Annotated in this window: 24 protein-coding genes and 1 pseudogene; 14 read left to right on the top strand and 11 right to left on the bottom strand. The window is 58.7% G+C overall.

Features of this window, described 5'->3' with window-relative positions; all coding sequences use genetic code 11:
• Positions 1-22: 22 nt before the first annotated feature.
• Complete coding sequence (gene rdgC, locus AC6CWS_RS08715; RefSeq protein WP_002890285.1) at positions 23-934, bottom strand: recombination-associated protein RdgC; 912 nt, start codon at positions 932-934, stop codon at positions 23-25.
• Between the two features lie 91 nt (positions 935-1,025).
• Between rdgC and mak the strand changes: the two genes are divergently transcribed.
• On the top strand, positions 1,026-1,940 hold the full coding sequence (gene mak, locus AC6CWS_RS08710; protein WP_049013804.1) for a fructokinase: 915 nt from the start codon (positions 1,026-1,028) through the stop codon (positions 1,938-1,940).
• A gap of 74 nt (positions 1,941-2,014) precedes the next feature.
• Here mak and sbcC read toward each other — a convergent pair whose 3' ends face one another.
• Positions 2,015-5,152, bottom strand: a complete 3,138-nt coding sequence (sbcC, locus tag AC6CWS_RS08705; protein WP_065882838.1) for an exonuclease subunit SbcC — start codon at positions 5,150-5,152, stop codon at positions 2,015-2,017.
• On the bottom strand, positions 5,149-6,354 hold the full coding sequence (sbcD, locus tag AC6CWS_RS08700; RefSeq protein ID WP_065882837.1) for an exonuclease subunit SbcD: 1,206 nt from the start codon (positions 6,352-6,354) through the stop codon (positions 5,149-5,151). The genes sbcC and sbcD overlap by 4 nt, the downstream gene beginning before the upstream one ends.
• A 182-nt stretch (positions 6,355-6,536) precedes the next feature.
• Here sbcD and phoB point away from each other — a divergent pair, with 182 nt between their 5' ends.
• From phoB to malZ, 5 genes are all read left to right on the top strand, one after another.
• Positions 6,537-7,226 (top strand): phosphate response regulator transcription factor PhoB, encoded by a 690-nt coding sequence (phoB, locus tag AC6CWS_RS08695; RefSeq protein ID WP_004204861.1) that lies wholly within the window; start codon positions 6,537-6,539, stop codon positions 7,224-7,226.
• A 21-nt stretch (positions 7,227-7,247) separates the two neighbouring features.
• Complete coding sequence (gene phoR, locus AC6CWS_RS08690; protein ID WP_023288581.1) at positions 7,248-8,543, top strand: phosphate regulon sensor histidine kinase PhoR; 1,296 nt, start codon at positions 7,248-7,250, stop codon at positions 8,541-8,543.
• 414 nt (positions 8,544-8,957) lie between these two features.
• Positions 8,958-10,277 carry a branched-chain amino acid transporter carrier protein BrnQ gene (gene brnQ / locus AC6CWS_RS08685; protein ID WP_023288582.1) on the top strand — a complete coding sequence of 440 codons (1,320 nt, stop codon included), beginning with the start codon at positions 8,958-8,960 and terminating at the stop codon, positions 10,275-10,277.
• Positions 10,278-10,363: 86 nt separating this feature from the next.
• Entirely contained in the window at positions 10,364-11,737 is a 1,374-nt protein-coding gene (proY, locus tag AC6CWS_RS08680; RefSeq protein ID WP_044521225.1) for a proline-specific permease ProY, read from the top strand.
• A gap of 151 nt (positions 11,738-11,888) precedes the next feature.
• Positions 11,889-13,706 (top strand): maltodextrin glucosidase, encoded by a 1,818-nt coding sequence (malZ, locus tag AC6CWS_RS08675; RefSeq protein ID WP_080901329.1) that lies wholly within the window; start codon positions 11,889-11,891, stop codon positions 13,704-13,706.
• On the opposite strand, the gene AC6CWS_RS08670 is transcribed toward malZ, so the two are convergent.
• Positions 13,703-14,605: a LysR substrate-binding domain-containing protein gene (locus AC6CWS_RS08670; RefSeq protein WP_498256398.1), complete on the bottom strand. Its 903-nt coding sequence runs from the start codon at positions 14,603-14,605 to the stop codon at positions 13,703-13,705. The genes malZ and AC6CWS_RS08670 overlap by 4 nt on opposite strands.
• Positions 14,606-14,870: 265 nt before the next feature.
• Between AC6CWS_RS08670 and AC6CWS_RS08665 the strand changes: the two genes are divergently transcribed.
• The 3 genes from AC6CWS_RS08665 to AC6CWS_RS08655 all read left to right on the top strand — a co-directional run bounded on the left by AC6CWS_RS08665 (position 14,871) and on the right by AC6CWS_RS08655 (position 18,087).
• Positions 14,871-15,512, top strand: coding sequence for a hydrolase (locus AC6CWS_RS08665; protein ID WP_002890357.1), 642 nt, complete (start codon positions 14,871-14,873; stop codon positions 15,510-15,512).
• A gap of 136 nt (positions 15,513-15,648) precedes the next feature.
• Positions 15,649-16,194 carry an antibiotic biosynthesis monooxygenase gene (locus AC6CWS_RS08660; RefSeq protein ID WP_023288586.1) on the top strand — a complete coding sequence of 182 codons (546 nt, stop codon included), beginning with the start codon at positions 15,649-15,651 and terminating at the stop codon, positions 16,192-16,194.
• A gap of 24 nt (positions 16,195-16,218) precedes the next feature.
• Positions 16,219-18,087, top strand: coding sequence for an amidohydrolase (locus AC6CWS_RS08655; RefSeq protein WP_023288587.1), 1,869 nt, complete (start codon positions 16,219-16,221; stop codon positions 18,085-18,087).
• A gap of 58 nt (positions 18,088-18,145) precedes the next feature.
• On the opposite strand, the gene fba is transcribed toward AC6CWS_RS08655, so the two are convergent.
• The 5 genes from fba to AC6CWS_RS08630 form a co-directional block, all read right to left on the bottom strand.
• Entirely contained in the window at positions 18,146-19,000 is an 855-nt protein-coding gene (gene fba / locus AC6CWS_RS08650; protein WP_074442639.1) for a class II fructose-1,6-bisphosphate aldolase, read from the bottom strand.
• Between the two features lie 35 nt (positions 19,001-19,035).
• Positions 19,036-19,998 carry a carbohydrate kinase family protein gene (locus tag AC6CWS_RS08645; protein WP_032453579.1) on the bottom strand — a complete coding sequence of 321 codons (963 nt, stop codon included), beginning with the start codon at positions 19,996-19,998 and terminating at the stop codon, positions 19,036-19,038.
• A 65-nt stretch (positions 19,999-20,063) separates the two neighbouring features.
• On the bottom strand, positions 20,064-21,455 hold the full coding sequence (gene ulaA / locus AC6CWS_RS08640) for a PTS ascorbate transporter subunit IIC (protein ID WP_032453580.1): 1,392 nt from the start codon (positions 21,453-21,455) through the stop codon (positions 20,064-20,066).
• A gap of 20 nt (positions 21,456-21,475) precedes the next feature.
• The gene (locus AC6CWS_RS08635) at positions 21,476-21,763 is read right to left on the bottom strand and encodes a PTS sugar transporter subunit IIB (RefSeq protein ID WP_017898931.1); all 288 of its coding nucleotides are present in this window, start codon (positions 21,761-21,763) and stop codon (positions 21,476-21,478) included.
• A gap of 5 nt (positions 21,764-21,768) precedes the next feature.
• Entirely contained in the window at positions 21,769-22,212 is a 444-nt protein-coding gene (locus tag AC6CWS_RS08630) for a PTS sugar transporter subunit IIA (RefSeq protein ID WP_065882834.1), read from the bottom strand.
• A 55-nt stretch (positions 22,213-22,267) separates the two neighbouring features.
• Between AC6CWS_RS08630 and AC6CWS_RS08625 the strand changes: the two genes are divergently transcribed.
• The gene (locus tag AC6CWS_RS08625; RefSeq protein WP_065882852.1) at positions 22,268-22,378 is read left to right on the top strand and encodes a hypothetical protein; all 111 of its coding nucleotides are present in this window, start codon (positions 22,268-22,270) and stop codon (positions 22,376-22,378) included.
• Between the two features lie 180 nt (positions 22,379-22,558).
• Here the strand turns inward: AC6CWS_RS08625 and AC6CWS_RS08620 are convergent, their stop codons facing one another.
• Both AC6CWS_RS08620 and acpH read right to left on the bottom strand, forming a co-directional pair.
• Positions 22,559-23,161, bottom strand: a complete 603-nt coding sequence (locus tag AC6CWS_RS08620; protein ID WP_004178733.1) for a peroxiredoxin — start codon at positions 23,159-23,161, stop codon at positions 22,559-22,561.
• 127 nt (positions 23,162-23,288) lie between these two features.
• Complete coding sequence (gene acpH / locus AC6CWS_RS08615) at positions 23,289-23,870, bottom strand: ACP phosphodiesterase (protein ID WP_065882833.1); 582 nt, start codon at positions 23,868-23,870, stop codon at positions 23,289-23,291.
• Positions 23,871-23,958: 88 nt separating this feature from the next.
• Between acpH and AC6CWS_RS08610 the strand changes: the two are divergent.
• The 4 genes and pseudogenes from AC6CWS_RS08610 to yajC all read left to right on the top strand — a co-directional run bounded on the left by AC6CWS_RS08610 (position 23,959) and on the right by yajC (position 26,794).
• A pseudogene (locus AC6CWS_RS08610) lies at positions 23,959-24,074 on the top strand (hypothetical protein).
• A gap of 64 nt (positions 24,075-24,138) precedes the next feature.
• Positions 24,139-25,203 (top strand): tRNA preQ1(34) S-adenosylmethionine ribosyltransferase-isomerase QueA, encoded by a 1,065-nt coding sequence (gene queA / locus AC6CWS_RS08605; protein ID WP_004204841.1) that lies wholly within the window; start codon positions 24,139-24,141, stop codon positions 25,201-25,203.
• 108 nt (positions 25,204-25,311) lie between these two features.
• Entirely contained in the window at positions 25,312-26,439 is a 1,128-nt protein-coding gene (tgt, locus tag AC6CWS_RS08600) for a tRNA guanosine(34) transglycosylase Tgt (RefSeq protein WP_002890395.1), read from the top strand.
• Between the two features lie 22 nt (positions 26,440-26,461).
• The gene (gene yajC / locus AC6CWS_RS08595) at positions 26,462-26,794 is read left to right on the top strand and encodes a preprotein translocase subunit YajC (protein ID WP_002890398.1); all 333 of its coding nucleotides are present in this window, start codon (positions 26,462-26,464) and stop codon (positions 26,792-26,794) included.
• Positions 26,795-26,803 lie beyond the last annotated feature (9 nt).

The following is a 26,803-nucleotide window of genomic DNA, read 5'->3' as shown; positions in this document are numbered from 1 at the left end:
CTGGCAGGAAGGAAAGCGGCGCTTAGCGCTGCGCTTCGCCGCCGAGCCCTTCCACCAGGCTTTGGATCAGGGCAGCCAGTTCGCCGGTCATTAAGATAAAGTCGGCGTCAAAGCGCTGGGCGAAATCTTCCCGATCGATATCTTCGTTTTGGTCGCGTAATTCATCGCAGAACTTGAGGCGCTTAATTGACGCGTCGTCGCAGATCACAAACTGAATACGCTGCTGCCAGTCCAGCGCCAGCTTGGTGACGACCTTCCCGGCCTCAATATGCACAGCGATTTCGTCGCTCACCAGATCCTGCTTCTTGGCGCGGATCACGCCGCCATCTTCCAGCATCGCTTTCAGCTCGGCTTCGTCCAGCAGCTGGAAGCCCTGCGCCACGGTGCCGGAGCGGACCCACTCGGTCAGCGTCAGCTCAATCGGATTCTCCAGGGTCAGCGGCACCACCGGCAGCGAGCCGAGGGTTTTACGCAGCAGGGCCAGGGTATCTTCCGCTTTCTTCGCGCTGGCGCAGTCCACCATGATCAGGCCGTTGACGGTGTCGATCCACATCATCGTCTGGCTGAAGCGGCTGAAGGCGCGCGGGAGCAGCGAGTGCAGCACTTCATCTTTCAGGGAATCTTTCTCAGTTTTCTTCAGCTTGCGCCCCTGATCGGCTTCCAGCTTCTGGATCTTCGCCTCCAGCGCCTGCTTGATCACCGGCGACGGCAGGATCTTTTCTTCTTTACGCGCGCAGATAATGATCTGGCCGTTCGCCGTATGCGTCAGCGCGTCGCTGTGCGATCCCATAGGCGATACCCAACCGGTTTTCGCCATATCCTGGCTGCCACAAGGGGTAAATGTCAGCTCGGCCAGCTGTTTTTCCATCTCCTCGGCGCGCAATTCGATATCGCGGCTGAGACGGTAAACCATTAAATTTTTGAACCACAGCATGATAATTTCCACGGCTTTGTCGTTAAATCAGGCGGGCATGATAGCGAATTGTCGCTATGCTTGCATTGTTAATCGGGGTGAGGAGCTGAGCGTGCGTATTGGTATTGATTTAGGTGGCACAAAAACCGAAGTGATAGCCCTGAGCGACCAGGGAGAGCAGCTGTTTCGCCATCGGTTACCCACGCCGCGGGAGGATTACCGGCAAACCATCGAGACTATCGCTACCCTGGTGGCGATGGCCGAGCAGGCGACCGGACAGCGTGGCACCGTGGGGATGGGGATCCCGGGCGCGATTTCGCCCTATACCGGGGTGGTGAAAAACGCCAACTCGACCTGGCTCAACGGCCAGCCCTTTGATAAGGACCTCAGCCTGCGCCTCGACCGTGAAGTGCGGCTGGCTAACGACGCCAACTGTCTGGCGGTGTCGGAAGCGGTGGACGGCGCGGCGGCGGGGGCGCACACGGTGTTCGCGGTGATTATCGGCACCGGCTGCGGCGCGGGCGTGGCGCTCAACGGGCGGGCGCATATCGGCGGCAATGGTAACGCCGGCGAGTGGGGACATAACCCATTGCCGTGGATGAACGACGATGAGTTGCGCTACCGTGCGGAAGTGCCTTGCTACTGCGGTAAACAGGGATGTATCGAAACCTTTATCTCCGGCACCGGCTTTGCCACTGACTACCAGCGGCTGAGCGGCAAGGGGTTAACCGGCAGCGAGATTATGCGCCTGGTGGGGGAAGGAGACGAAAAAGCCGAACTGGCGCTGAGCCGCTACGAGCAGCGGCTGGCGAAATCGCTGGCCCACGTGGTGAATATCCTCGACCCGGACGTTATCGTGCTGGGCGGCGGGATGAGCAACGTCGAGCGGCTGTATCAGACGGTGCCGGACCTGGTGAAACAGTGGGTCTTCGGCGGCGAGTGTGCAACGCCGATCCGCAAAGCGATGCACGGCGACTCCAGCGGAGTACGCGGCGCGGCATGGCTGTGGCCGCTCCAGGGGACCTGAACCGCTCCCTCTCACCCCGACCCTCTCGCTCCGGAAGAGGGTTAGGGTGAGGGGACATCGCAATGATTCAAACCTCACTCCACCGCAAACGCTCTGTCCAGCCGACTGTAGCCCAGGCCATTGATCTTCTTCACTTTGATCTGCACCGGAATGCGATCTTTCATCGCCTCCACGTGGCTGATCACCCCGATAATCTTGCCGCTGGCGTTCAGCGCGTCCAGCGCGTCCAGCGCCGTGTCCAGCGTTTCGCTGTCGAGGGTGCCGAAGCCTTCATCAAGAAACAGGGAATCAATCCGCGTCTTATGGCTCACCAGATCTGACAGCGCCAGGGCCAGCGCCAGGCTGACGAGGAAACTTTCGCCACCGGAGAGGGTGCGGGTGTCGCGTACGGCGTCGGCCTGCCAGGTATCGACAACCTCCAGCTCCAGCGCTTCGCTGGCTTTGCGCTGCAGCAGATAGCGCCCGTGCAGGCGGTTAAGCTGCTGGTTTGCCAGCCAGACCAGATTATCCAGCGTCAGCCCCTGGGCGAATTTGCGGAACCGGTCGCCGGTGCTGGAGCCGATCAGCGAATTGAGATAGCCCCAGTCATCCGCCCGCTGCGCCGCCTCTGCAATCTGTCGCCCCAGCGCCTGCTGATGTTGACGGCTCTCTGTGTCCTGCCTGAGCTGCTGGCGGATCTCGCCCTGGCGGGTGGTGTTGTCCCGCAGCCGCTGCGCCAGGGCCTGCAGCTGGGTTTGCAGGGCGGGGATGTCCGCGTCCGTCCCTTGCGGACGCAGCGCCAGGTGCGCCTGCTGCTGACGGGTCGCCTGCTCGCAGAGCGCCGTCGCCTGCTGGAGCTGCTGCTCCAGCGTCTGTTTTAACTGCGCCAGCCGCTGGACGGTCTCGTCATCCAGCAGCGCGGCGAGAAACGCCTGCCGATCGCTAAAGCGGCTGGCGGCCAGGGCGGCGGTAAATTGCGCCTGCGACTGGTCCAGGCGCGCCTTCTCTTCGGTCTCCAGCTGCTGCTGGGCGACAAGCTGGCTGTGCAACGCCAGGCACTCCTCATGGATAGCGCGCCAGTTGTCGGGAACCACCGGCTCAGCTTCAGCCTCTGCCTCGTCGCTGGCTGGCAGCGTCTCCAGCAGCGGCTGCAGGGCGGCAATCTGCTCCTGAATGGCGCCATGCCGGGTCTGTTGCGCCTGCCACTGGGCAAATTCGCTTTCGCGAGCGTTCAGCCAGGCGGCTTCTGTCCCTTCTTCCGGCAGGTTCAGCGTCAGGGTCTGCAGGGCGCTTTCCAGCCCCTGGCGCGTGGCCGTCAGCTGCTGCTGAGCCTGGCGCGCCAGCGCCTCCTGATCGTTAAGCTGGCTCTGCAGCATCAGGCGCTGGCTGAGCTGGTAGAGCTGTTGCTCGTAGCGCTCCTGCTCCTGTATCCAGTCGTTTATCTCTTGCGCAATATCCCGCGTGACCTGAAGAGAGGCGCAGGTTTCCTGCCACGCTTTAGTGAGCGCTTGCTCTTCCTCAGCGAGCCGCCCGGCCGCTTCGGTTTCACGCTGGAGCTGCTGCGTCAGGGCGTTGACCTGCCCGAGGATCAGCAGACCTTCTTCTTTCAGCGCGGCGACCTCTTTTTCCAGCGCATCGCGGCGGCGCTGGTTATCCGTGACCGTCAGCGAGGCGTATTGTTCAATCGCCGGGTGTTCACAGGAGCCGCACAGCGGGCAGGGCTTACCGGCCTCAAGCCGGGCGCGGTAACCCTCCAGATCTTTAATCGTTTCTTCCCGCTGGCAGAGCGCCTTCAGGTCGAGATAGTGCTGGTTTTTGTCTTTGTACTGCTCCCGGCGCTGCGCCAGGGTGGCGTTGAGTTTTGCCTGCTCCGCCTGCGCCTGCTGTACGCTTTCGGCGTTCTGGCGCAGACGCTTGCGCAGCAGCTGATGCTGTTCATGAAGGGAGAGCAGCCGCTGGCGCAGCGGTCGCGACTGGGTTTGCTGCGCCATCGCCGCCGCAACGTCATCGGCGGTCAGCGACAGAGGGCTGGCCGGCAGATCGGCCAGCTTCTGGCGCAGCGCGGCCAGGCGGGTGGTCTGGGCCGTCAGCTGCTGATTATCCCGAGTCAGCTGCGAAAATTGCGCCCGCCAGCCGGCGATCTCCTGGCCCCATAAGCGAAATCGCTCATGGGCCGCCAGCCACTGCGCCAGGTCGGCCAGTTCAGCCTGACGCTGCCGCTGGGCATGCACGGCGCTACGGCGAATGCGCGCGCGCAGCGCCGTGCTGGTAAGTAAGCGAGCATTCACTTCATTGATTCGCTGGCGGGTTTGCGCCAGGCCTGCCGCGTGCTCCTGTTGCCGCTCCCATAAGGGGCGCAACTGGGCGGCGGGCTGGGCCAGCTCAAGCCTGGCGAGCGCCGGTGCGGCGTCGGCCAGCGCCTGACGGGCCTGCTGCTGGCCGCTGACCGCCTGCTGCTGCTGCTGCGCCAGCTCATCGCGACGCGTTAGCCACTGAAGCTGCTGCTGCTGGTTTTGCTGCTGCGCCAGCAGGGCTTTCTCTTCGTCAGTAAGTACCTGCAAACTTTCCTGCAGCGCCTGCTGCTGGGCCTCCGTCAGCAGGACGATGCCCGCCGCCTGGGCTTCGAACTTCTCCAGCGTATGGCGAGCGGCTTTGTGCTGCTCATAGACCATCGCCGAAATCTGACCGTAGATTTCCGTGCCGGTCAGCTCCTCCAGCAGCTCCGCGCGATCGCTCGGCTTCGCGTTCAGAAAGGCGGCAAATTGCCCCTGGGAGAGCAGCATCGAGCGGGTGAAGCGGCCATAGTCGAGGCCGGTGAGCGTCGCGGTTTGCTCCAGCTTATCCGAGACCTTATCGGCGAGGATTTTGCCGTCGGCGCAGCGCGCCAGCTCGACGCGGGGCGCCTGCAGGTTGCCATCTGGCTGGTTACGCGCCCGGTTCTGGCTCCAGAAGGCGCGGTAGGCGATGCCTTTCACTTCAAACTCCACCTCCGCCAGACACTCGGCGGTATCGCGGGTCATCAGGTCATTTTGCGACTGGGAGACTTTATTCAGGCGCGGCGTCTCGTGATAGAGCGCGAGGCAAATGGCGTCGAGCAGAGTGGTTTTCCCGGCGCCGGTGGCGCCGGTAATGGCGAACAGGCCGTTGCTGGCGAACGGCTCGGCGGTAAAGTCTATCTTCCATTCCCCTTTCAGGGAGTTGAGGTTTTTCAGACGCAGACTGAGGATTTTCATGCGTTTTCGTCCTCCGCGGTGAGCGTATGCAGCGTATGAGCGAACAGCTCGTGCAGCCGTGCGCGCTTCTCATCGTCAATCTCGGTCAGCGCCAGCCGGCGCTCGAACACCTCTTCCACCTTCAGTTCGCTGAGGGTCTCCCGCTGGGCGTTGAGCAGTATTTTCTCGCGCTGCTCGCGGCTGCGGCGCACCAGCAAGACTTCCACCGGCAGATCCTCCGTCAGCGCCTGAATATGACGCTGAATATCGTGCAGGTACTCCTCGGTGGCGATTTCGATATCCAGCCACACCGGCGGGTCCTGTTCAACGCCGCGCCACTGCGCCAGCTGGGCGGTGATGGCGGCCAGATCGCCTTTGATGACCGCCAGCGGCTGGGTGACGGGCACCTCAAGGGTCTCCACGGCGCTGAGTCGCCCATCGCTAAAGCTCACCAGATGTACCGATTTCGCTTTACCGGTTTCATCAAAGCTCAGCGGCAGCGGCGAGCCGCTGTAGCGGATGTGCTCGCAGCCGCCAACCACCTGCGCCCGGTGAATATGGCCCAGCGCAATGTAGTCGGCAGGGGGGAAGTGCTGCGCCGGGAAGGCATCCAGCGTGCCGATATAAATGTCGCGAACGGCATCGCTTTTGCTGGCGCCGACGGTGGTCAGATGGCCGCTGGCAATGACGGGCAGCGGCCGATCGCCGCGCAGGGCGCAGGCCTGCTGATACTGCTCCTGATAATAGTCGCTGATGGCGTGCAGCAGCTGCTGCTGTTTTTCCCGACCGGAGTGGCCGGCCTGGCTGGTCACCAGCTCGCGCGGGCGTAAAAACGGCACCGGGCAGAAGATAGCGCCTGGGGTGCCGTCGCGCCGCGGCAGCTCAATGGGCGGGCAGCCGGCGTTCGCCACGACGGTGGTGTGTAAAAAGGCGAGGATATCGCGGGATTCATTAAGCATCGCCACCGAATCGTGGTTGCCCGCCAGCACCACCAGGCGACAGCCGGTCTGCTGCAGCTGGACGACAAAGCGGTTATACAGTTCGCGAGCGTAGCTCGGCGGCGATCCGGTATCAAAAATATCGCCGACCACGATGATGGCGTCGACTTCATGCTCCTGCGCGCGGGCCAGCAGCCAGGTCAGGAAGGCGTCATGTTCGGCCGCACGGCTTTTGCTGTAAAAATTCTGGCCCAGGTGCCAGTCGGAGGTGTGAAGGATGCGCATAAATCTTCCCTAGCGAAAAAAGCATGAGCGGCAGTATACCATTTGTCGGAGAGGGGTAAGTCCGCGTCATGCTTCAAAATACCCGATCGTCAGACGGTCATTTTTTTCATAAATCTGTCACAAAAGTGACGCATAATGACGCCGCACTTCTATACTGATGGCTAAAAAACACAGGGTAAATAATGGCGAGAAGAATTCTGGTCGTTGAAGATGAAGCTCCAATCCGCGAAATGGTCTGCTTTGTTCTGGAGCAAAATGGCTTTCAGCCTGTCGAAGCGGAAGATTATGACAGCGCGGTGAATCAACTCAATGAACCCTGGCCTGATTTGATTCTCCTTGACTGGATGCTGCCGGGCGGTTCGGGGCTGCAGTTTATTAAGCTGCTCAAGCGCGAGGCGATGACCCGGGATATTCCGGTGGTGATGCTGACCGCGCGCGGAGAAGAAGAGGATCGCGTTCGCGGCCTGGAGACCGGGGCGGACGACTACATTACCAAGCCTTTCTCACCGAAGGAGCTGGTGGCGCGAATCAAAGCGGTGATGCGCCGTATTTCGCCGATGGCGGTGGAAGAGGTGATTGAAATGCAGGGGCTGAGCCTCGATCCCTCATCGCACCGGGTGATGACCGGCGAAAGTCCGCTGGACATGGGGCCAACGGAATTTAAATTATTGCACTTCTTTATGACCCATCCGGAGCGGGTGTACAGCCGCGAGCAACTGCTGAACCACGTCTGGGGAACCAACGTCTATGTGGAAGACCGCACGGTAGACGTCCATATTCGCCGCCTGCGTAAAGCGCTGGAACACAGTGGCCATGATCGCATGGTGCAAACGGTTCGCGGCACGGGGTATCGTTTCTCCGCCCGTTTCTGAATTTTGACAGGAGTGTGACCCGTGCTGGAACGGCTGTCATGGAAAAGGCTGGCGCTGGAGCTCTTTTTAGCGTGTATTCCGGCCCTGATTCTGGGGGCGTTTGTGGGTCATTTGCCGTGGTTTTTACTGGCGGCAGTGACCGGTTTGTTGATTTGGCATTTCTGGAATTTGATGCGCCTGTCGTGGTGGCTGTGGGTGGACCGGAGCATGACCCCTCCGCCCGGCCGCGGCAGCTGGGAGCCGCTGCTATATGGTCTGCACCAGATGCAGATGCGTAATAAAAAGCGTCGACGTGAGCTGGGAAGCCTGATCAAGCGCTTTCGCAGCGGGGCGGAATCCCTGCCGGACGCGGTGGTCCTGACCACGGAAGAGGGGGCCATTTTCTGGTGTAACGGTCTGGCGCAGCAGATTTTAAACCTGCGCTGGCCGGACGACAGTGGGCAAAACATTCTTAACCTTCTGCGCTATCCTGAGTTCGCCAACTACCTGAAACAGCGTGATTTTTCAAAGCCGCTCAATCTGGTGCTGAATAATGCCCGTCATCTGGAAATTCGCGTGATGCCCTACAGCGACAAACAGTGGCTGATGGTGGCGCGCGACGTGACGCAGATGCATCAGCTGGAAGGGGCGCGGCGTAACTTTTTCGCCAACGTCAGCCATGAGCTGCGCACCCCGCTGACGGTGCTGCAGGGCTATCTGGAGATGATGCAGGAGCAGGTGCTGGAAGGGGCGACCCGTGAAAAAGCCCTGCACACCATGCGTGAGCAAACCCAGCGTATGGAGGGGCTGGTGAAGCAGTTGCTCACGCTGTCGCGTATTGAAGCGGCGCCGGCGCTGGCGATGAATGACCGCATCGACGTGCCGATGATGCTGCGGGTCGTGGAGCGCGAGGCGCAGACCCTCAGCCAGGATAAGCAGACGCTGATTTTTACCGTCGATGAGCAGCTCAAGGTGCTGGGCAACGAGGAACAACTGCGCAGCGCCATTTCTAACCTGGTCTATAACGCGGTGAACCACACCCCGCCGGGCACCGAAATTCGCGTCAGCTGGCAGCGAACGCCCCAGGGGGCGCTGTTCAGCGTCGAGGATAATGGGCCGGGCATTGCGCCGGAGCATATTCCCCGTCTGACCGAGCGCTTCTATCGGGTGGATAAGGCTCGCTCCCGGCAAACCGGGGGCAGCGGCCTGGGGCTGGCGATCGTCAAACACGCGGTCAACCATCATGACAGCCGGCTGGAGATCGACAGCACGGTGGGCAAGGGAACCCGTTTTAGCTTCCTGCTCCCGGAACGATTAATTGCCAGAAACGACGCCTGAGCGGCGCGCTGTCAGCTTATCTTGCCAATGACCAGCTTCGGCTGGTCATTTTCCCTGGCAGTCGTTTTTCTCTCGCCTATTTAATGAACGCGCGCTGCTTTTTTGTTCGCATGATAAGCCACGGGTTTTCCATCAATATGGTAAATGATTCTGGCGTGAAACTGATAACCAGCATAATCATCTGCTTTTGCGATCGTGCCTTGCTTTAAAACGTTATAAGCGTTTAAATTGCGCCTGCGTAGTCGATGACAGACTGCTTTTGCGTGGTAATACCAAAAACAATTCTTTCCCACGCCGCTTCGGGAGCATATCTCGCTGAGTTTACCGGCAATCGCCGCTGTATCGTCCCTGAGAGGGTAGCGCGGTATTTTTCCATTTTTTTACAACACCACATCCACAGGCAGTAATGAATTTATGACCCATCAGTTAAAATCTCGCGACATCATAGCGTTGGGCTTTATGACCTTCGCGTTGTTCGTTGGCGCAGGCAACATTATTTTCCCGCCGATGGTTGGCTTACAGGCGGGCGAGCACGTCTGGACGGCGGCGATCGGCTTCCTGATCACCGCGGTGGGTCTGCCGGTGCTGACGGTGGTGGCGCTGGCGAAAGTCGGCGGCGGCGTTGAAAGCCTGAGCACCCCGATTGGTAAAGTGGCTGGTATCCTGCTGGCGGTGGTGTGTTATCTCGCGGTGGGACCGCTGTTCGCGACCCCGCGCACCGCGACCGTCTCTTTTGAGGTCGGGATTGCGCCTTTGACCGGCGACGGCCCGCTGCCGCTGCTGATCTATAGCGTTATCTACTTCGCGCTGGTGATCCTGGTCTCGCTCTATCCGGGCAAACTGCTGGATACGGTGGGCAATTTCCTGGCGCCGCTGAAAATTATCGCCCTGATTGTGCTGGCGGTCGCCGCTATTGTCTGGCCGGCAGGCCCGATCAGCGACGCGCTGGAAGCGTATCGTACCGCGCCATTCTCCAATGGCTTCGTCAACGGCTACCTGACCATGGACACTCTCGGCGCGATGGTGTTCGGGATCGTGATTGTCAATGCCGCACGCTCCCGCGGCGTCAGCGAAGCGCGTCTGTTGACCCGCTACACCGTCTGGGCGGGCCTGATGGCAGGCGTCGGTCTGACCCTGCTGTATCTGGCGCTGTTCCGTCTGGGCTCTGATAGCGCCACCCTCGTGGACCAGTCCGCTAACGGCGCGGCGATCCTCCACGCCTACGTGCAGCATACCTTCGGCGGGGCGGGCAGCTTCCTGCTGGCGGCGCTGATCTTCATCGCCTGCCTGGTGACGGCGGTGGGCCTGACCTGCGCCTGCGCCGAATTCTTTGCCCAGTATCTGCCGTTCTCCTATCGCACGCTGGTCTTTATCCTCGGCCTGTTCTCGATGGCGGTCTCCAACCTCGGTCTGAGCCACCTGATTCAGGTGTCGATTCCGGTGCTGACCGCTATCTACCCGCCGTGTATCGCACTGGTTGTATTAAGCTTTACCCGCAGTTGGTGGCATAATTCGTCCCGTGTTATCGCGCCGGCCATGTTTATCAGTCTGATGTTTGGTATCATTGACGGGATTAAGTCATCGGCGTTTGCCGCTATCCTGCCGGCCTGGACCGCGCGTCTGCCGCTGGCGGAGCAGGGCCTGGCCTGGCTGATGCCGACCGCCGTGATGGCAATTCTCGCGGTGATCTGGGACCGTGCCGCCGGACGTCAGGTGACCTCCAGCGCGCACTAACCGGCGTTGAGGACAAGCGTTTAACCACGGGACTTCGGGTTCCGTGGTTTTTTATTTTTTGTGTTAAACGGCATTGAAAAACCACGATGGAAAGTAGTAACAAGCTTAAGCGCGGGCTAAGCACCCGGCACATTCGCTTTATGGCCCTGGGTTCCGCCATCGGCACCGGGCTTTTTTACGGTTCAGCCGACGCGATTAAAATGGCCGGACCCAGCGTACTGTTGGCCTACATTATCGGCGGCGTCGCGGCATATATCATTATGCGCGCGCTCGGTGAGATGTCGGTGCATAACCCTTCCGCCAGCTCATTCTCCCGCTATGCCCAGGAAAACCTCGGCGGACTGGCGGGGTATATCACCGGCTGGACCTACTGCTTTGAAATCCTGATTGTCGCCATCGCCGACGTCACCGCCTTCGGGATCTACATGGGCGTCTGGTTCCCGACGGTGCCGCACTGGATCTGGGTGCTCAGCGTGGTGCTGATCATATGCGCCGTCAACCTGATGAGCGTCAAGGTGTTTGGCGAGCTGGAGTTCTGGTTCTCGTTCTTCAAAGTGGCCACCATCATCATCATGATCCTCGCCGGGTTCGGCATCATTATCTGGGGGATCGGCAACGGCGGCCAGCCGACGGGGATTCATAACCTGTGGAGCAACGGCGGCTTCTTCAGCAACGGTTGGCTGGGAATGGTGATGTCGCTGCAGATGGTGATGTTCGCCTACGGCGGTATCGAAATCATCGGCATTACCGCCGGTGAGGCGAAAGATCCGGAGAAATCCATTCCACGCGCCATCAACTCGGTGCCGATGCGCATTCTGGTGTTCTATGTCGGCACGCTGTTCGTCATTATGTCTATCTATCCGTGGAACCAGGTGGGTACCGACGGCAGCCCTTTTGTCCTGACCTTCCAGCATCTGGGCATTACCTTCGCGGCCAGCATTCTTAACTTCGTGGTCCTGACGGCCTCGCTGTCGGCGATTAACTCCGACGTGTTCGGCGTGGGCCGTATGCTGCACGGCATGGCCGAGCAGGGGAGCGCGCCGAAGGTGTTCGCCAAAACCTCGCGTCGCGGTATTCCATGGGTGACGGTGATGGTGATGACCATTGCGCTGCTGTTTGCGGTATACCTCAATTACATCATGCCGGAAAACGTCTTCCTGGTGATCGCCTCGCTGGCCACCTTCGCCACCGTGTGGGTGTGGATTATGATCCTGCTGTCGCAGATTGCCTTCCGCCGCCGTCTGTCGCCGGAGGAGGTCAAGGCCCTGAAATTCAAAGTCCCCGGCGGGGTGGCGACCACGGTTGTCGGCCTGGTGTTCCTGGCGTTTATTATCGCCCTGATCGGCTATCATCCGGACACCCGCATTTCGTTGTATGTCGGTATGGCGTGGATTGCGCTGCTGCTGCTGGGCTGGGTCTTTAAGACCCGTCGCGATCGCCGCCTGGCGCAGGCTCAGTAATCGACATCGCCCCGGTCAGCATCGCGCGACCGGGGCGGCTTGCCGACCCGCGTCCTCCCCCGTTATCCTCCCCCAAAAAATCCTGTGACGATGAGTTCTGCGCCTGACGGCTATGGCAAGGTGTGCCCATTCTGCACAATGAGGATTCACGATGTTGAAGGCATGGCACCTTCCGGTTGCACCCTTTATCAAGGTGCAACAGGACCGACTGTTTATTACCCTGTGGTTAAGCGGTGAGTCGCTGCCGCAGCGGATCACGCTGCGCGCGGAAGAAGATAACGAAGAGCTGTCGCTGCCGATGCAGCGCCTCCGCCAGGCGCCGAGGCCGGGGGTGGTGGCATGGCGCGGTGAAATCCATCTCGCCAGCGGTCAGCCGCGCCGCCGCTACAGCTTTAAGCTGCTGTGGGCCGACCATCAGCGCTGGTTTACGCCGCAGGGCTTCAGCCGTTTCCCGCCGGCCAGGCTGGAGCAGTTCGCCGTCGACCTGCCGGACGCCGGCCCGCAGTGGGTGGCCGATCAGGTTTTCTATCAGATTTTCCCCGATCGCTTTGCCCGCAGCGCTGCGCGTGACGGCGAACAGGACGCGGTCTATTACCATCACGCGGCGGGACGGGAGATTGTGCGCAAGGCGTGGGACGAACCGCTTACCGGCGAGGCGGGCGGTTCGACGTTCTACGGCGGCGATCTCGACGGCATCAGCGAAAAACTGCCGTACCTGAAGCAGCTCGGCGTGACCGCCCTGTATCTGAACCCGGTCTTCGCCGCCCCCAGCGTGCATAAATATGACACGGAGGATTATCGGCGCGTCGATCCGCAGTTTGGCGGCGATGCGGCGCTGCTCCGCTTGCGCCATAACACCCAGCGGGCGGGAATGCGCATGATCCTCGACGGCGTGTTCAACCATACCGGCGATTCCCATCCCTGGTTCGACCGTCACCAGCAGGGCAGCGGCGGCGCCGGCCATCATCCGGACTCCCCGTGGCGCGACTGGTTTACCTTCTCCGGGGAGGGGCAGGCGCACAACTGGCTGGGTTATGCCAGTCTGCCGAAGCTCGACTATCGGTCGACCAGCCTGGTCAACGAGATCTATGCCGGCGAGGACAGCATCGTACGCCACTGGCTGAAGGCGCCGTGGAGCATGGACGGCTGGCGTCTGGACGTGGTGCATATGCTCGGCGAAGGCGGCGGGGCGCGAAATAACCTGCGGCATATCGCCGGCATCACCCAGGCGGCGAAGCAAACGCAGCCGGAAGCCTTTGTCTTTGGAGAACATTTTGGCGACGCGCGCCAGTGGCTGCAGGCGGATGCCGAAGATTCGGCAATGAACTACCGCGGCTTCACCTTCCCGATCTGGGGATTCCTTGCCAATACCGATATCTCTTACGATCCGCAGAAGATAGACGCCCAGACCTGTATGGCGTGGATGGATAATTATCGCGCCGGGCTGTCGCATCAGCAGCAGCTACGGATGTTCAATCAGCTCGACAGCCATGATACAGCGCGTTTTAAATCTCTCCTTGGCAAAGACGTAGCGCGCCTGCCGCTGGCGGTGGTGTGGCTGTTCAGCTGGCCGGGGGTACCGTGCATCTACTACGGCGACGAGGTGGGCGTGGATGGCAATAACGATCCGTTCTGCCGTAAACCGTTCCCGTGGGATCCGGCGCTGCAGGATACCCAGCTGCTGGCGCTGTATCAGCGGATGGCGAAACTGCGTAAAGCCCAGCAGGCGATGCGCTACGGCGGCTGCCAGGTGATTTACGCCGAGGATAACGTGGTGGTGTTTGTCCGCGTTTATAAACAGCAGCGGGTGCTGGTGGCGATTAACCGCGGCGAAGCCTGCGAGGTGGTTATCGAGGATTCGCCGCTGCTGGACGTGGGGGCCTGGACGCTGCAGGAAGGCGCCGGCGCCTTCCATGACGGGGTGCTGACCCTCCCGGCTATCTCCGCCTGCGTCTGGTCCGGCCGTTAACGATAGAGCTGGCTCAGCAGGTCGTCGCGGAGGAGCGCCTCCCGCCACCAGCGCTGAGCCAGCCCGTCATTCCCGCTGCGCCAGGCCATGTAGGTGATATCTTTTTCCCGCCAGCAGGCGACGCTTTTCTCCACCAGACAGCCTTTTTCCAGCCACGGGCGGGCGATATGACGCGGCAGAAAGCCGCAGCCCAGCCCGGCGCACAGCAGTTCGACTTTGCTGGCGAAATCATCGACGCCGATTTGCGGTTGTTCATCAAGCAGGTTGCTGTTCAGCGGATGGCAATAGCGGGCGCTGTCGCGGATCACTACCGCCCGGTGCTGGCTGAGCTGCTTATTGCTGAGCGGCGCTTCCGCGCCGGCCAGCGGGTGGGCCGGGGCGACCACGAAAATGTTATCCAGCGCGCCGAGGGTTTGCCATGACCACTCGGCGGAGGTAGGCGGCTCATTGATGGCGCCGAGGATAATATCCGCGCCATGGTGGGTCAGCTCTTCCCACGAACCGGCGAGGGTGTGATGACTGAAGTTCAGCCGCGTCTGCGGGTTTTGCGCGTAGAACTCGGCGATCAGCGGCAGCAGGGCTGAAAAGGGAAACGAGGCGTCGAGGGCGATCGCCAGCTCTCGCTCCCAGCCGGCGCTTAGCTGCTGGGCCTGCTTTTCCAGATCTCTGGCGGCGCTCAACAGCTGGCGTCCTTTCTCGAGCATCAATCGCCCGGTATCGGTAAACTTCGCCCGGTGACCGGGGCGATCCAATAAGACAATGTCCAGATCGTTCTCCAGCTTCTGGATCATATAGCTCAGCGCCGCGGGGGTTTTATACAGCGACTCCGCAGCGGTGGCGAAGGATCCGTGTCGGTCCAGCGCATCAAGGATCATCAGAACATCAAAGTTTACGCGCATCAGGGGTTTCCATTAATTTATTTTCCCTTGTTGTACCTAAGCGCAATAATCAATGCCAGTGAATAAATCAGAACAGTTTGACGTAAAAATTTGATGAAAGCTGGCGTGAGTCAATACTAACCGCCGACAAAATATAAATCACAAAAAAACTTTAATAACTTGTTAGAAATAACTGGCTATACTCACCATGCTTTATCAGTCAGGATCTACACGACGCATTAACCATCATGTCATCTTTTTAACTCATTGATTAAGAAGGTATTTAATGTCCATTCGTGAACTGCTCGATCCCACTAATTCCGCCCTTATCTTTATTGATCATCAACCACAGATGTCATTTGGCGTGGCGAATATCGATCGCCAGACCCTCAAAAATAACACCGTGGCGCTGGCCAAAGCCGGCAAAATTTTTAATGTACCGGTGATTTACACTTCCGTAGAGACCAAAAGCTTCAGCGGTTATATCTGGCCGGAATTATTGGCCGTGCATCCTGACGTCAAGCCGATTGAGCGTACTTCAATGAACTCCTGGGAAGACGATGCCTTCGTCGCGGCGGTGAAAGCGACCGGCCGTAAAAAGCTGGTGATCTCCGCTCTGTGGACCGAAGTTTGCCTGACGTTTCCGGCGCTGATGGCCCTGGAGGCGGGCTACGAAGTGTATGTGGTCACCGATACCTCCGGCGGTACTTCTGTCGACGCCCATGAGCGTTCTATTGACCGGATGGTGCAGGCGGGTGCGGTGCCGGTGACCTGGCAGCAGGTGTTGCTGGAGTACCAGCGCGACTGGTCGCGCAAAGCGACTTACGATGCGGTCATGGACCTGGTGCGCGAACACAGCGGCGCCTACGGGATGGGCGTGGATTACGCTTATACCATGGTGCACGGCGCGCCAGAGCGTAAAGCGTAACTCACTTCATCCTTCAGGCTGCCTCTTTGTTGGCTGGGTTTGTCCGCCCAGACGCAGCATGAATGATGTTGTGCAGAGCCATTTATCGCTAATGGCAGGAGCAATCCTGCCATTCCCCTGAAGCAAGGAACTCTTTATGGCGCAGCAAAAATCGGTGACCCTGGTCATCAGCCATCTGCTCGATCCGCAACACGGCCAGCGCTACGAAGAGTGGCTCGGCAAAATCATGCCCATCGCGGCTGAATTTCCCGGCCATCTCGGGGCGAATGTGATCCGGCCCGCCGCAGGGCAGAATCTGTGGAGCGTGATTATCCGCTTCGACACCCTGGAGCATCTCTACGCCTGGACGCAGTCGGAAACCCGTCGTCAGCTGGTGGCAGAGATTGCCCCGCTGCTGACGGAGGGCGATCGGACGGAGGTGCGGACCGAACCGGCCTTCTGGTTTACCCCGCCGGTGGCAAATGTGCGCCAGCCGCGGCGCTGGAAACAGTTTCTGATCACCCTGCTGGTGATTTTCCCCAGCACCAACCTGGTGCCGGCGGTGACCGGCATGCTGTTGCCCTCGCTGAAGGGGAGCCTGCTGCTGCACCTGATCAATGATGCCTGCGTGGTTGCGCTGGTGGTCTGGTTCTGGATGCCCATCGTGACCCGCCTGTTTGCTGGCTGGTTGAAGAAAAACTGAGTCAGCCTCCCCAAGGAGTGCGTTATGTCGCAAACTGCCACACTGATTCTGACCCACGGCCAGATTCATACCCTCGATCGCGCGAATCCGCTGGCGGAAGCCGTGGCCATCGCCGACGGAAAAATTGTTGCCACCGGAAGCCACGATCGGATCATGAGCTTTGCCGCCGAGGGGACGCAGATCGTCGATCTCAAAGGGCATACGGTGATCCCGGGCCTCAACGATTCTCACCTGCACCTGATCCGCGGTGGGTTGAACTACAACCTTGAGCTCCGCTGGGAGGGGGTGCCCTCGCTGGCCGATGCGCTGCGAATGCTCAAGGAGCAGGCGGATCGGACACCCTCCCCGCAGTGGGTGCGGGTGGTCGGCGGCTGGAGCGAATTCCAGTTCGCCGAACGACGGATGCCGACCCTGGAAGAGCTAAACGACGCGGCGCCCGATACGCCGGTGTTTGTGCTGCATCTTTACGATCGCGCGCTGCTGAACCGCGCGGCGCTGAAAGCTGTGGGATATACCAAAGAGACGCCGGATCCGGCGGGCGGCGAGATCGTCCGCGATAGCCACGGCAACCCGACCGGGATGCTGATCGCCAAACCAAACGCCATGATCCTCTACGCCACCCTGGCCAAAGGGCCGAAGCTGCCGCTGGATCTGCAGGTGAACTCCACCCGCCAGTTTATGCGCGAGCTGAACCGGCTGGGGCTGACCAGCGCCATCGACGCCGGGGGCGGTTTCCAGAACTACCCGGAAGATTACGAAATTATCGAACAGCTGCACGCGAAAGAGCAAATGACCGTGCGCATCGCCTACAACCTGTTTACCCAGCGGCCGAAGCAGGAGCTGGAGGACTTCGAACGCTGGACCGACATGCTGAAGCCGGGGCAGGGGACCGACTTCTATCGCGCCAACGGCGCCGGCGAGATGCTGGTATTTTCGGCGGCGGATTTTGAAGATTTCCTGCAGCCGCGGCCGGATCTGCCGCAAGGCATGGAGGATGAGCTGGAGCGGGTGGTGCGCCACCTGGTGGAACATCGCTGGCCGTTCCGCCTGCATGCCACCTACGACGAGTCCATCAGCCGGATGCTGGACGTGTTTGAGAAGGTGAACCGCGACATTCCGTTTAATGGCCTGCACTGGTTCTTCGACCATGCCGAGACCATTACCGAGCGCAATATTGAGCGGGTGAAGGCGCTGGGGGGCGGCATTGCGGTGCAGCACCGGATGGCCTTCCAGGGCGAATATTTTGTCGATCGCTACGGCAAAGAGGCGGTGAAACATACGCCGCCGGTGGCGAAAATGCTGGAGCTGGACGTACCGGTAGGGTTGGGGACCGATGCCACTCGCGTCGCCAGCTATAACCCGTGGACCGCGCTGTACTGGCTGGTCTCCGGGCGCACCGTCGGCGGGATGGCGATGTATGACGACAACAACCGGCTGCCGCGCGATGTCGCGCTGGAGCTGTGGACGGCGGGCAGCGCCTGGTTCTCCAGCGAGCAGGGGAAAAAGGGCCGTCTGGCCGCCGGTCAGCTTGCCGATCTGGTGGTGCTGTCGAAGGACTATTTCAGCGTCGCGGAAGAGGAGATCAAAGGCATTGAGTCGGTGCTGACGGTGGTTGACGGCAAAGTGGTGTATGCCGCCGGTCACTTCTCGCCGCTGGCGCCGCCGCCGATTCCGGTGCTGCCGGAGTGGTCGCCGGTGGTGAAGGTCCCGGGCCATTACCGTTCCGCTCCGCCGGCGGCGGCTAAAATTGGCGCCATGGTACAGATGCACCAGTGCTGCGGTAGCTGCGGCGTTCACGGCCATCAGCATGATATCGCGCGGAAATCGTCGATCCCGGTCTCCGACGAGCAGGCCTTCTGGGGCGTGCTGGGCTGCTCCTGCTTTGCCTTCTGATGCCTGACGCCTCCGCCCCGGTAGCTCAGGGGCGGAGGTCTCAGCCACCTTTCCCGCATCAATAGCGCTGCTGTGAGCCAAATAGCGCCATGCGGCGGGCAATCATCTCGCGTACCGGCTGCAGCCCTTGGGCGATCACTTTCCGCGGATCGTTCACATCGTGCCCGGTATCGGCAGCGAAGATCGCCTGCACCTGCTGGCACCAGGCGTACATATTTTCGGTATTAACGTTAATCTTGGCGGTGCCGCAGGCAATCGCCCGGCGCATATCCTCATCGGCAATACCGGTGCCGCCATGCAGTACCAGCGGAACCTTCACTCGCTCGGCAATGGCTTTCATCTCGCTAAATCCCAGCCTGGCTTTGCCTTTATACAGGCCATGGGTGGAGCCCAGCGCGGCGGCGAGGCAGTCCACCTGGGTTTCTGTCACCAGGGTGTAGCACTCCTGCGGATCGGCATAGATGACTTCGGAATTGACAATGCCGTCTTCGCTACCAGCGATAGTCCCCAGTTCGGCCTCCACGGAGATACCTTTGCTGTGCGCCAGCGTCACCAGGTGGCGGGTAATGGCCAGGTTTTCCCTGAACGGCAGATGCGAGCCATCAAACATAATGGAACTGAAGCCGGCGGCGATCGCCGCTTCGCAGGCCTCCCGGGTGGTGCCATGATCCAGATGCAGCGCCACCGGAACATCAATATGTAAATACTCCATGGCGTTAACCACGATGTCATGAATACATTTTAACCCGAGCATATGCTTAACCGTGCCGCCGGACACGCCCAAAATAACCGGTGAGCGGCACTGCTGGGCGGTGCTTAATACGGCGCCAACCCATTCCAGATTATTAATGTTGAACTGACCGACGGCGTAGCCGTCCCTCAGGGCATGCTGAAGCATGTCCTTCATCGACACTAACATATTCACCTCTTGATATTTATTAAATACAGTTATTCTTCAAAATATTGCTTTAAGTTTCTCTCGTAGCTATTTAACGAGTGGTGGACGACCGCCAGGTCCGGCATAGATTCCCGTACCCCTTTTTTCTCAATAGAAATGGCGGCGGTGAGGCTGGCAAATAAAATAATATTATCTATGTGCCATGAGTAGTGGACGCCATATGTGAAGGCGCCGTGAAATACATCCCCGGCTCCGGTGGTATCCACGGCATTGCACAGCCAGGAAGGAACGATCTGCAGCATACCGCTTTTTAAAAAAGCGCAGCCTTTTTCGCCAAGGGTAATAAATGCCTCGCCGCGGCAAATTTTATTCAGCTCAATCAGCGCCGCTTTAATTTCTGCTTCGGTGCTCAGCGAGCGATAGCTCATATAGTCGCGGGCAAAATGTTCGCTCACCACAAAATAGTCGGTCCAGGCCGCCAGTTTAATATTGCTGGCACGCAGTGACCCACCGTCCATCACGACTCTGGCGTTGGGCAGTTTCTTAATTAAATATTCACTGATTTCCGCCTCATGGCCGTCAATTAAAATAGTGACTGGCTCCTCGGCGGCAATCAGTCGCTCGGCGAGGTCGTCCAGTTTGAGCTTTTGATCGTAGGTCAGGGAAGGCGGTGTTTGCATCTTGCGGGTAATAATCGTCCGCGAACCCGTTAAGCGATTAACGAGCACCGAGGCCAGCGGGGTGATCATGTCATCGGAGAAAACCACCTGGCTGGTATCCACGCCCGCTTCGGCAAACTCATCGATAATGCGCTGACCGTAAAGATCCTGATGCAGATGGCCGATGTAATAGACCTCCTCCCCCCATAATCCCAGCAGCCAGGCCGCATTGGCCGCCGGGCCGCCGCCGCTTTCGATAAAATCATGACAAAAATTTTTAGTATTCTCCTGGGGCCATTCATTGAGAAAGAAAAACTGATCGAAACAAGCAAATCCAATGGACAAAATAGCCATAACCACTCCTGATTATTTGTCAGCGGCGGGAAGCTTGACCGTCCCGCCGGGAAAAATGACCTCGCTTATTCATTTTTCTGCTTGGCGATAAGCTCCTCATAGCTGAGCGTGTTGCCCACCACCCGTACCTGACGGAAGCAGAAAGGCGCCAGCAGCGCGACGAGCAGCGCCAGACAAATCAGGTAGATAGTGACCTGGCCAAACTGGGTAAACGCGTTACCGATAATGATGCCCCACACCGCGAAGTCGAAATCGGCGAAGGTGCTGTTTTCAAACCCGAGGTTGCCGAGCGCCGGCAGCAGCATCGCCGGCAGGAAGGCCAGGAAGATCCCGCCGATAAAGGCGGCGATGATACAACCGCGCTTACCGCCCAGCTTGTCGGCAAAGACCCCGGAGGTACCGCCGCAGAAGAAGTGCGGCACCATGCCGGGAATAATCAGCGCCATGCCCAGTCCGCCGAGCATGAGCATCCCGACCAGCCCGCCCACAAAGGAGCTGATGAATCCCACCACCACTGCGGTGGGGCTAAAGGTGAAGAACACCGCGCAGTCAACGGCCGGGATGGAGTCCGGGATCAGTTTCTGGCTGATGCCCTGGAATGCCGGCACCAGATCGCCCAGGATCAAGCGCACGCCGTTGTAGACAATGGCTACGCCAACGGCGAACTGCAGACCGGTCAGCACGGAGAAGATCAGCATGTTCTGGTCGGTGATGGTGCTCAGGTACGCCGACCCGGCGACAGCGCTGCAGACAAAGTAGATGACAAACATCACGATACCGGTGGTGACGGTGGTATCGCGCAGAAAACCCCATTTCTCTGAGATTTCGGTATCGGCGAAGGAGTTTGCCGGATTACCGGTCCGGCTGGCGATCCACGCCGAGAGGTAGTAGCCCAGTGAGCCGAAATGGCCCATGGCGATCCCGCCGTCCTCGGTCACCTGCCTGGTGTAACGCTGGCCAATGGCGGGGGAGATGGCCGACCATGAGCCCAGCAGGAATCCGCCGATCAGGATCAACATCCAGCCCTGGAACTCCGCCGCCTGCAGGACGGCGGAGAACAGGCAGGCGAGAAAGAATGAGTGATGACCGGTGAGAAAGATATATTTATATTTTGTGCAGCGGGCAATGATCAGATTGAAAATAAAGCCCAACAGCAAAATACTCATGGTTTCCACGCCCAGCATCTTCTGGGCGACGGAGACAATGGCTTCATTGTTCGGAATAACGCCGCGGATATTAAATCCCGCTTCGATAATGCCGCCCAACGGGTTGAGATTGGCAACGATAACGCCTGCGCCAGCGCTCAACATCAAATAGCCTAAAATCGGCTTTAATGTGCCGGTAAGGAGTTTGTTGCCGGGGGAGCGCAGCGCCACTAAGCCAACGAAGGCGATAAGCCCCATTAAAAAAGCGGGTTGACTGAATATTTCCGTTAAGAAACTAAGAATAGCCTGCATGGTCGTTCCCTCTATGCTGATTAAGAGTGAGTCGCAGCAATTTTCATCAGCGCGTCGGTAATATCCTCGGCGATTTTTGCTTTATGGACATAGCTGCGAATAATGGCGACATGACAGTGGGCCGGAAATTGATTTGCCAGTTCTTTGATCGTGACATAAAGGTCGGCTTTTTCCCCGACGGCGTTAGCAAAATCGACCGAGGCGACGTCCGCTTTGATACCTAATTCTTCACAGATCTTCTTCACATTATTCGCAGCCATCAATGAACTGCCAATACCGTTACCACAAACCGTTCTGATAACTAACATAATGACTACTCCATTTGTTTTTGGATGAAATGTAAGACTGAATTCACGTCAGTTTCCTGCTGAAGAAAGGTCACGATATCTGACTCGATCAGCGAGGCTATCAGTTGGATCATTTTGATATGACTGTCAGCATCGGCGCCGGCGATGGCGATGACGACGGTAACCGGATCGAACTCATCGTGGCCGAAGGTCACTGGCTTGGCGGTGGTGACAAGCGAAAATCCGGTCTGCAATGCCCCTTTTTCCGGGCGGGCGTGCGGCATGGCAATCCCGTCATCTATCACGATGGCGGCGCCAAAATCTTCGTATACCGTCAGCATCTCGCTGACATATTCGGCGCTGCAAATCTGACGCCTGGCGAGTAAAGAACCCGCCAGTTCGATGGCCTCTTCCGCATGGGAAATATTCTGCTTCAGGGCAATTAACGTCGGGTCAAAAATAATATCCATTCTCTTCTCCTGAACGTATTCCTGTTCCTGAGTAAAATCATGACTAAATACATTGATAAAAATGATGGATGAGATCACATCCGCGGTTTTAAATATTGATGGCGATCACATCGACGGCAAAGTGCCGGCAGAAAACCATATAAATAATTTATATGATTTTCAGTGAGTTATGGAGTGGTTGAGATTTGGCGCTGAAATTTGACAGAGAAAAAATGAGAGGCAGAGCGAAATTTTTCGGCAGAAGTGTATTCCTGGTCACAAATATCGCCGGGTCATTTTCCTAAATTTTGACATCGCTAACAAAAAAGGCCCGCCTGAGCGAGCCTTTTATAAAAACGTGTGCCGATTACAGGCTGGAGACGTTTTCGGTCAGGTATTTTGCAACGCCTTCCGGAGAGGCAGCCATACCTTCTTTTCCTTTTTCCCACTGCGCCGGGCAAACTTCGCCGTGCTCTTCGTGGAACTGCAGCGCGTCAACCATGCGCAGCATTTCGTCGATGTTACGGCCCAGCGGCAGGTCGTTAACCACCTGGTGGCGAACCACGCCGTTAGCGTCGATCAGGAAGGAACCGCGCAGGGCAACGCCTTCGTCCGGATGCTCGATACCGTAAGCTTTCTGGATTTCACGTTTGATGTCAGCAACCATCGCGTATTTAACCGGGCCGATGCCGCCCTGGTCTACCGGGGTGTTACGCCATGCGTTGTGCACGAACTCGGAGTCGAAGGAAACGCCAACCACTTCCACACCGCGTTTCTGGAATTCTTCGTAACGTTTGTCGAACGCGATCAGCTCAGACGGGCAAACGAAGGTGAAGTCCATCGGCCAGAAGAACAGAACGGTAGGTTTACCGTTGGTGTGCTGTTTGAAATTGAATTTCTCAACGATCTCACCATTACCCAGCACAGCGGCTGCAGTAAAATCCGGCGCTTGACGAGTGACCAGAACCATTTGATTCTCCTGTAATTACTAAGGTTATTTAAAACGCAACGCCGGCAAGTATAGAGCCTGTCCGCCAATAACACAAAGAGGCACCGACAATCGTTCAGCCAGCTTTTACCTATCAATGTCGCAGTGATTACAGCTGTTTGTTTTTCGCCTGACGCATCATCTGCGGATAAAAGCGCCAGAACTGCCCCTCCAGCCGGTCGTAGTGGGTATCCAGATCCTGCCAGGAGTCGCGCAGCGCCTCGAGACGCGGGCGGCGGCTGGCCATGCCGTTAAGCACGCGCTGAATAAAATCCATCTCCTGATAGCGCTCCAGCCAGCGCTCCGACCACAGATATTGGTTGAGATTGACGAAGCGGGGCGGCGAGTCGGGAAGGATCGGCACGATCTGCCGCTCGGCGTAGCGCACGAACTCCTCCAGCGGTAGGTCAGGGGAGAGCTGCGCCCAGTGCTGCGACAGGAAATGATCCCACATGACGTCGAGGGTGATCGGGGCGACGCGGCGGGTCTGCGGGCGAAACCACTCCCGCGCCTCTTTGACTTCCGCAAGGTTGTCAGTCAGCACGTCAATCCGCCGATGCATATAGATGCCGTCAACAATCTCCGCCGGATAGTCGCCCTGCGGGTTGCCGCGCACAAAGTCGGCCATCAGATTGCCGGGCAGCGAACTGCCGGCGAGATGGGCCAGGTGCAGGTGGGCGAGAAAATTCATAGTGACGACATCCTTCAAATACTTTCTGGCGGGCAGAGTGAGCGGTGTAGCGCTGCGCGTCGCCCTGAACGGCAGCCCCGGTGCCCGGATGGCGTGCTGTCTGGCCGCGCGCGGCCCTCTGCCACCGGTGATGCATTCGGCTGCCGCATGGCGGCATTCGGAATGATTTGGAATATAGATTATGTCATTCATCCGGAGGGGTAAAGGTTGCAGGCAGACCGCCCCGGCACTAGACTACCCGCCTCTTTATTCAGTCTGAGTTATCGTCATGCGCGTTACCGATTTTGCTTTTGAACTACCCGAATCCCTGATCGCCCACTATCCGATGCCTGAGCGCAGTAGCTGCCGCTTACTCTCCCTGGACGGGCCGACGGGCGCGCTGACGCATGGCACCTTCACCGACATCCTCGATAAGCTCAATCCCGGCGATCTGCTGGTGTTTAACAACACCCGGGTGATCCCGGCGCGTCTGTTCGGCCGCAAGGCCAGCGGCGGCAAGATTGAAGTGCTGGTGGAGCGGATGCTGGATGATAAGCGCATCCTCGCCCATATTCGCGCCTCGAAAGCGCCGAAGCCGGGCGCCGAGCTGCTGCTGGGCGACGACGAGAGCATTCAGGCCACCATGCTGGCGCGTCACGGCGCGCTGTTTGAAGTGGAATTTAACGACGAGCGACCGGTGCTGGAGATCCTTAACGGGATCGGCCATATGCCGCTGCCGCCCTACATTGATCGCCCGGACGAAGACGCTGACCGCGAGCTCTATCAAACCGTCTACGGTACCCGGCCGGGCGCGGTAGCCGCCCCGACCGCGGGTCTGCACTTCGACGAACCGCTGCTGGATAAACTGCGCGCTAAAGGCGTTGAGATGGCGTTTGTCACCCTGCACGTGGGCGCGGGTACCTTCCAGCCGGTGCGCGTCGACAGCATTGAAGAGCACACGATGCACTCAGAATATGCGGAAGTGCCGCAGGAGGTGGTTGATGCGGTGCTGGCGGCGAAAGCGCGCGGCAATCGCGTGATCGCGGTGGGCACCACCTCGGTACGCTCGCTGGAGAGCGCGGCGCAGGCGGCGAAAGACGCCCTGATCGCGCCGTTCTTCGACGATACGCAGATTTTCATCTATCCGGGTTATCAGTACCAGGTGATCGATGCGCTGGTGACCAACTTCCATCTCCCTGAATCCACACTGATTATGCTGGTGTCGGCGTTTGCGGGTTATCAGCACACCATGAACGCCTATAAGGTAGCGGTGGAGCAGAAATATCGCTTTTTTAGCTACGGGGATGCGATGTTTATCACGTACAATCCGCAGGCTATTTCTGAGCGTCCCTGAAAAGGCCGGCCCGCCGGCTTTTAGCACGCCATGACGCATTTTTAGCCACGGAATCATTCCGTGGCGAGTATCAAAACGTCGGACTGTTTTTCTGACGCAGGAGCAAGCATGAAATTTGAACTGGATACCACCGACGGTCGCGCCCGCCGCGGTCGCCTGGTGTTTGAGCGCGGCGTGGTGGAAACACCGGCCTTTATGCCCGTTGGCACCTACGGCACCGTCAAAGGGATGACGCCGGAAGAGGTGGAAGCCACCGGCGCGCAGATTATTCTCGGCAACACCTTCCACCTGTGGCTGCGCCCGGGTCAGGAGATCATGAAGCTGCACGGCGATCTGCACGATTTTATGCAGTGGAAAGGACCGATCCTGACCGACTCCGGCGGCTTCCAGGTGTTCAGCCTTGGCGATATCCGTAAGATCACCGAGCAGGGCGTCCACTTCCGTAACCCGATCAACGGCGATCCGATTTTCCTCGATCCGGAAAAATCCATGGAGATTCAGTACGATCTCGGTTCCGATATCGTGATGATCTTCGACGAATGTACGCCGTACCCGGCGGACTGGGATTACGCCAAGCGCTCGATGGAAATGTCTCTGCGCTGGGCGAAGCGCAGCCGCGACCGTTTCGATAGCCTTGGCAATAAAAATGCGCTGTTCGGCATCATTCAGGGCAGCGTTTACGAAGATTTACGTGATATCTCGGTGAAAGGTCTGGTAGAGATTGGCTTTGATGGCTACGCTGTCGGCGGTTTGGCGGTCGGCGAGCCGAAGGAAGACATGCACCGTATTCTGGAGCACGTCTGCCCGCAGATCCCGGCCGATAAACCACGATACCTGATGGGCGTCGGGAAGCCGGAAGATCTGGTGGAAGGGGTACGTCGCGGTATCGATATGTTCGACTGCGTCATGCCGACGCGCAACGCGCGTAACGGCCACCTGTTCGTCACCGACGGCGTGGTGAAAATCCGCAACGCGAAGCACAAAAGCGATACCGCGCCGCTGGACGCCGAGTGTGATTGCTATACATGTCGCAATTATTCACGCGCTTACTTGCATCACCTTGACCGTTGCAACGAAATATTGGGCGCGCGTCTCAATACCATTCATAACCTGCGCTACTATCAGCGTTTAATGGCTGGTTTACGCAAGGCTATCGAAGAGGGTAAATTAGAGAGCTTCGTGACCGATTTTTACCAACGTCAGGGGCGCACCGTGCCTCCTTTGAACGTTGATTAATTTTAATAATGAGGGAATTTCAATGAGCTTTTTTATTTCTGATGCGGTAGCGGCAACGGGTGCACCGGCGCAGGGCAGCCCGATGTCTCTGATTCTGATGCTGGTGGTGTTCGGTCTGATTTTTTACTTCATGATCCTGCGTCCACAGCAGAAGCGCACCAAGGAACATAAGAACCTGATGAACTCCATCGCCAAAGGTGATGAAGTGCTGACCAACGGCGGTCTGGTCGGTCGCGTGACCAAAGTAGCGGAAACTGGCTACATTGCTATCGCGCTGAACGATACCACTGAAGTGGTTATCAAACGTGACTTCGTTGCTGCCGTTCTGCCGAAAGGCACCATGAAGGCGCTGTAATCTAACTTT

Source organism: Klebsiella sp. M041, from assembly GCF_059759695.1.
This window is presented reverse-complemented; position numbering and strand designations above follow the sequence as displayed.

Bases quoted from the DNA above. Each gene is read 5' to 3' on its own strand.
- yajC (WP_002890398.1), top strand. From the start codon at position 26,462: ATGAGCTTTTTTATTTCTGATGCGGTAGCGGCAACGGGTGCACCGGCG.
- acpH (WP_065882833.1), bottom strand. From the start codon at position 23,870: ATGAATTTTCTCGCCCACCTGCACCTGGCCCATCTCGCCGGCAGTTCG.
- queA (WP_004204841.1), top strand. From the start codon at position 24,139: ATGCGCGTTACCGATTTTGCTTTTGAACTACCCGAATCCCTGATCGCC.
- ulaA (WP_032453580.1), bottom strand. From the start codon at position 21,455: ATGCAGGCTATTCTTAGTTTCTTAACGGAAATATTCAGTCAACCCGCT.
- tgt (WP_002890395.1), top strand. From the start codon at position 25,312: ATGAAATTTGAACTGGATACCACCGACGGTCGCGCCCGCCGCGGTCGC.
- AC6CWS_RS08635 (WP_017898931.1), bottom strand. From the start codon at position 21,763: ATGTTAGTTATCAGAACGGTTTGTGGTAACGGTATTGGCAGTTCATTG.
- AC6CWS_RS08660 (WP_023288586.1), top strand. From the start codon at position 15,649: ATGGCGCAGCAAAAATCGGTGACCCTGGTCATCAGCCATCTGCTCGAT.
- AC6CWS_RS08655 (WP_023288587.1), top strand. From the start codon at position 16,219: ATGTCGCAAACTGCCACACTGATTCTGACCCACGGCCAGATTCATACC.
- AC6CWS_RS08670 (WP_498256398.1), bottom strand. From the start codon at position 14,605: ATGCGCGTAAACTTTGATGTTCTGATGATCCTTGATGCGCTGGACCGA.
- rdgC (WP_002890285.1), bottom strand. From the start codon at position 934: ATGCTGTGGTTCAAAAATTTAATGGTTTACCGTCTCAGCCGCGATATC.
- AC6CWS_RS08620 (WP_004178733.1), bottom strand. From the start codon at position 23,161: ATGGTTCTGGTCACTCGTCAAGCGCCGGATTTTACTGCAGCCGCTGTG.
- sbcD (WP_065882837.1), bottom strand. From the start codon at position 6,354: ATGCGCATCCTTCACACCTCCGACTGGCACCTGGGCCAGAATTTTTAC.
- AC6CWS_RS08665 (WP_002890357.1), top strand. From the start codon at position 14,871: ATGTCCATTCGTGAACTGCTCGATCCCACTAATTCCGCCCTTATCTTT.
- proY (WP_044521225.1), top strand. From the start codon at position 10,364: ATGGAAAGTAGTAACAAGCTTAAGCGCGGGCTAAGCACCCGGCACATT.
- AC6CWS_RS08630 (WP_065882834.1), bottom strand. From the start codon at position 22,212: ATGGATATTATTTTTGACCCGACGTTAATTGCCCTGAAGCAGAATATT.
- AC6CWS_RS08645 (WP_032453579.1), bottom strand. From the start codon at position 19,998: ATGGCTATTTTGTCCATTGGATTTGCTTGTTTCGATCAGTTTTTCTTT.
- phoB (WP_004204861.1), top strand. From the start codon at position 6,537: ATGGCGAGAAGAATTCTGGTCGTTGAAGATGAAGCTCCAATCCGCGAA.
- brnQ (WP_023288582.1), top strand. From the start codon at position 8,958: ATGACCCATCAGTTAAAATCTCGCGACATCATAGCGTTGGGCTTTATG.
- malZ (WP_080901329.1), top strand. From the start codon at position 11,889: ATGTTGAAGGCATGGCACCTTCCGGTTGCACCCTTTATCAAGGTGCAA.
- sbcC (WP_065882838.1), bottom strand. From the start codon at position 5,152: ATGAAAATCCTCAGTCTGCGTCTGAAAAACCTCAACTCCCTGAAAGGG.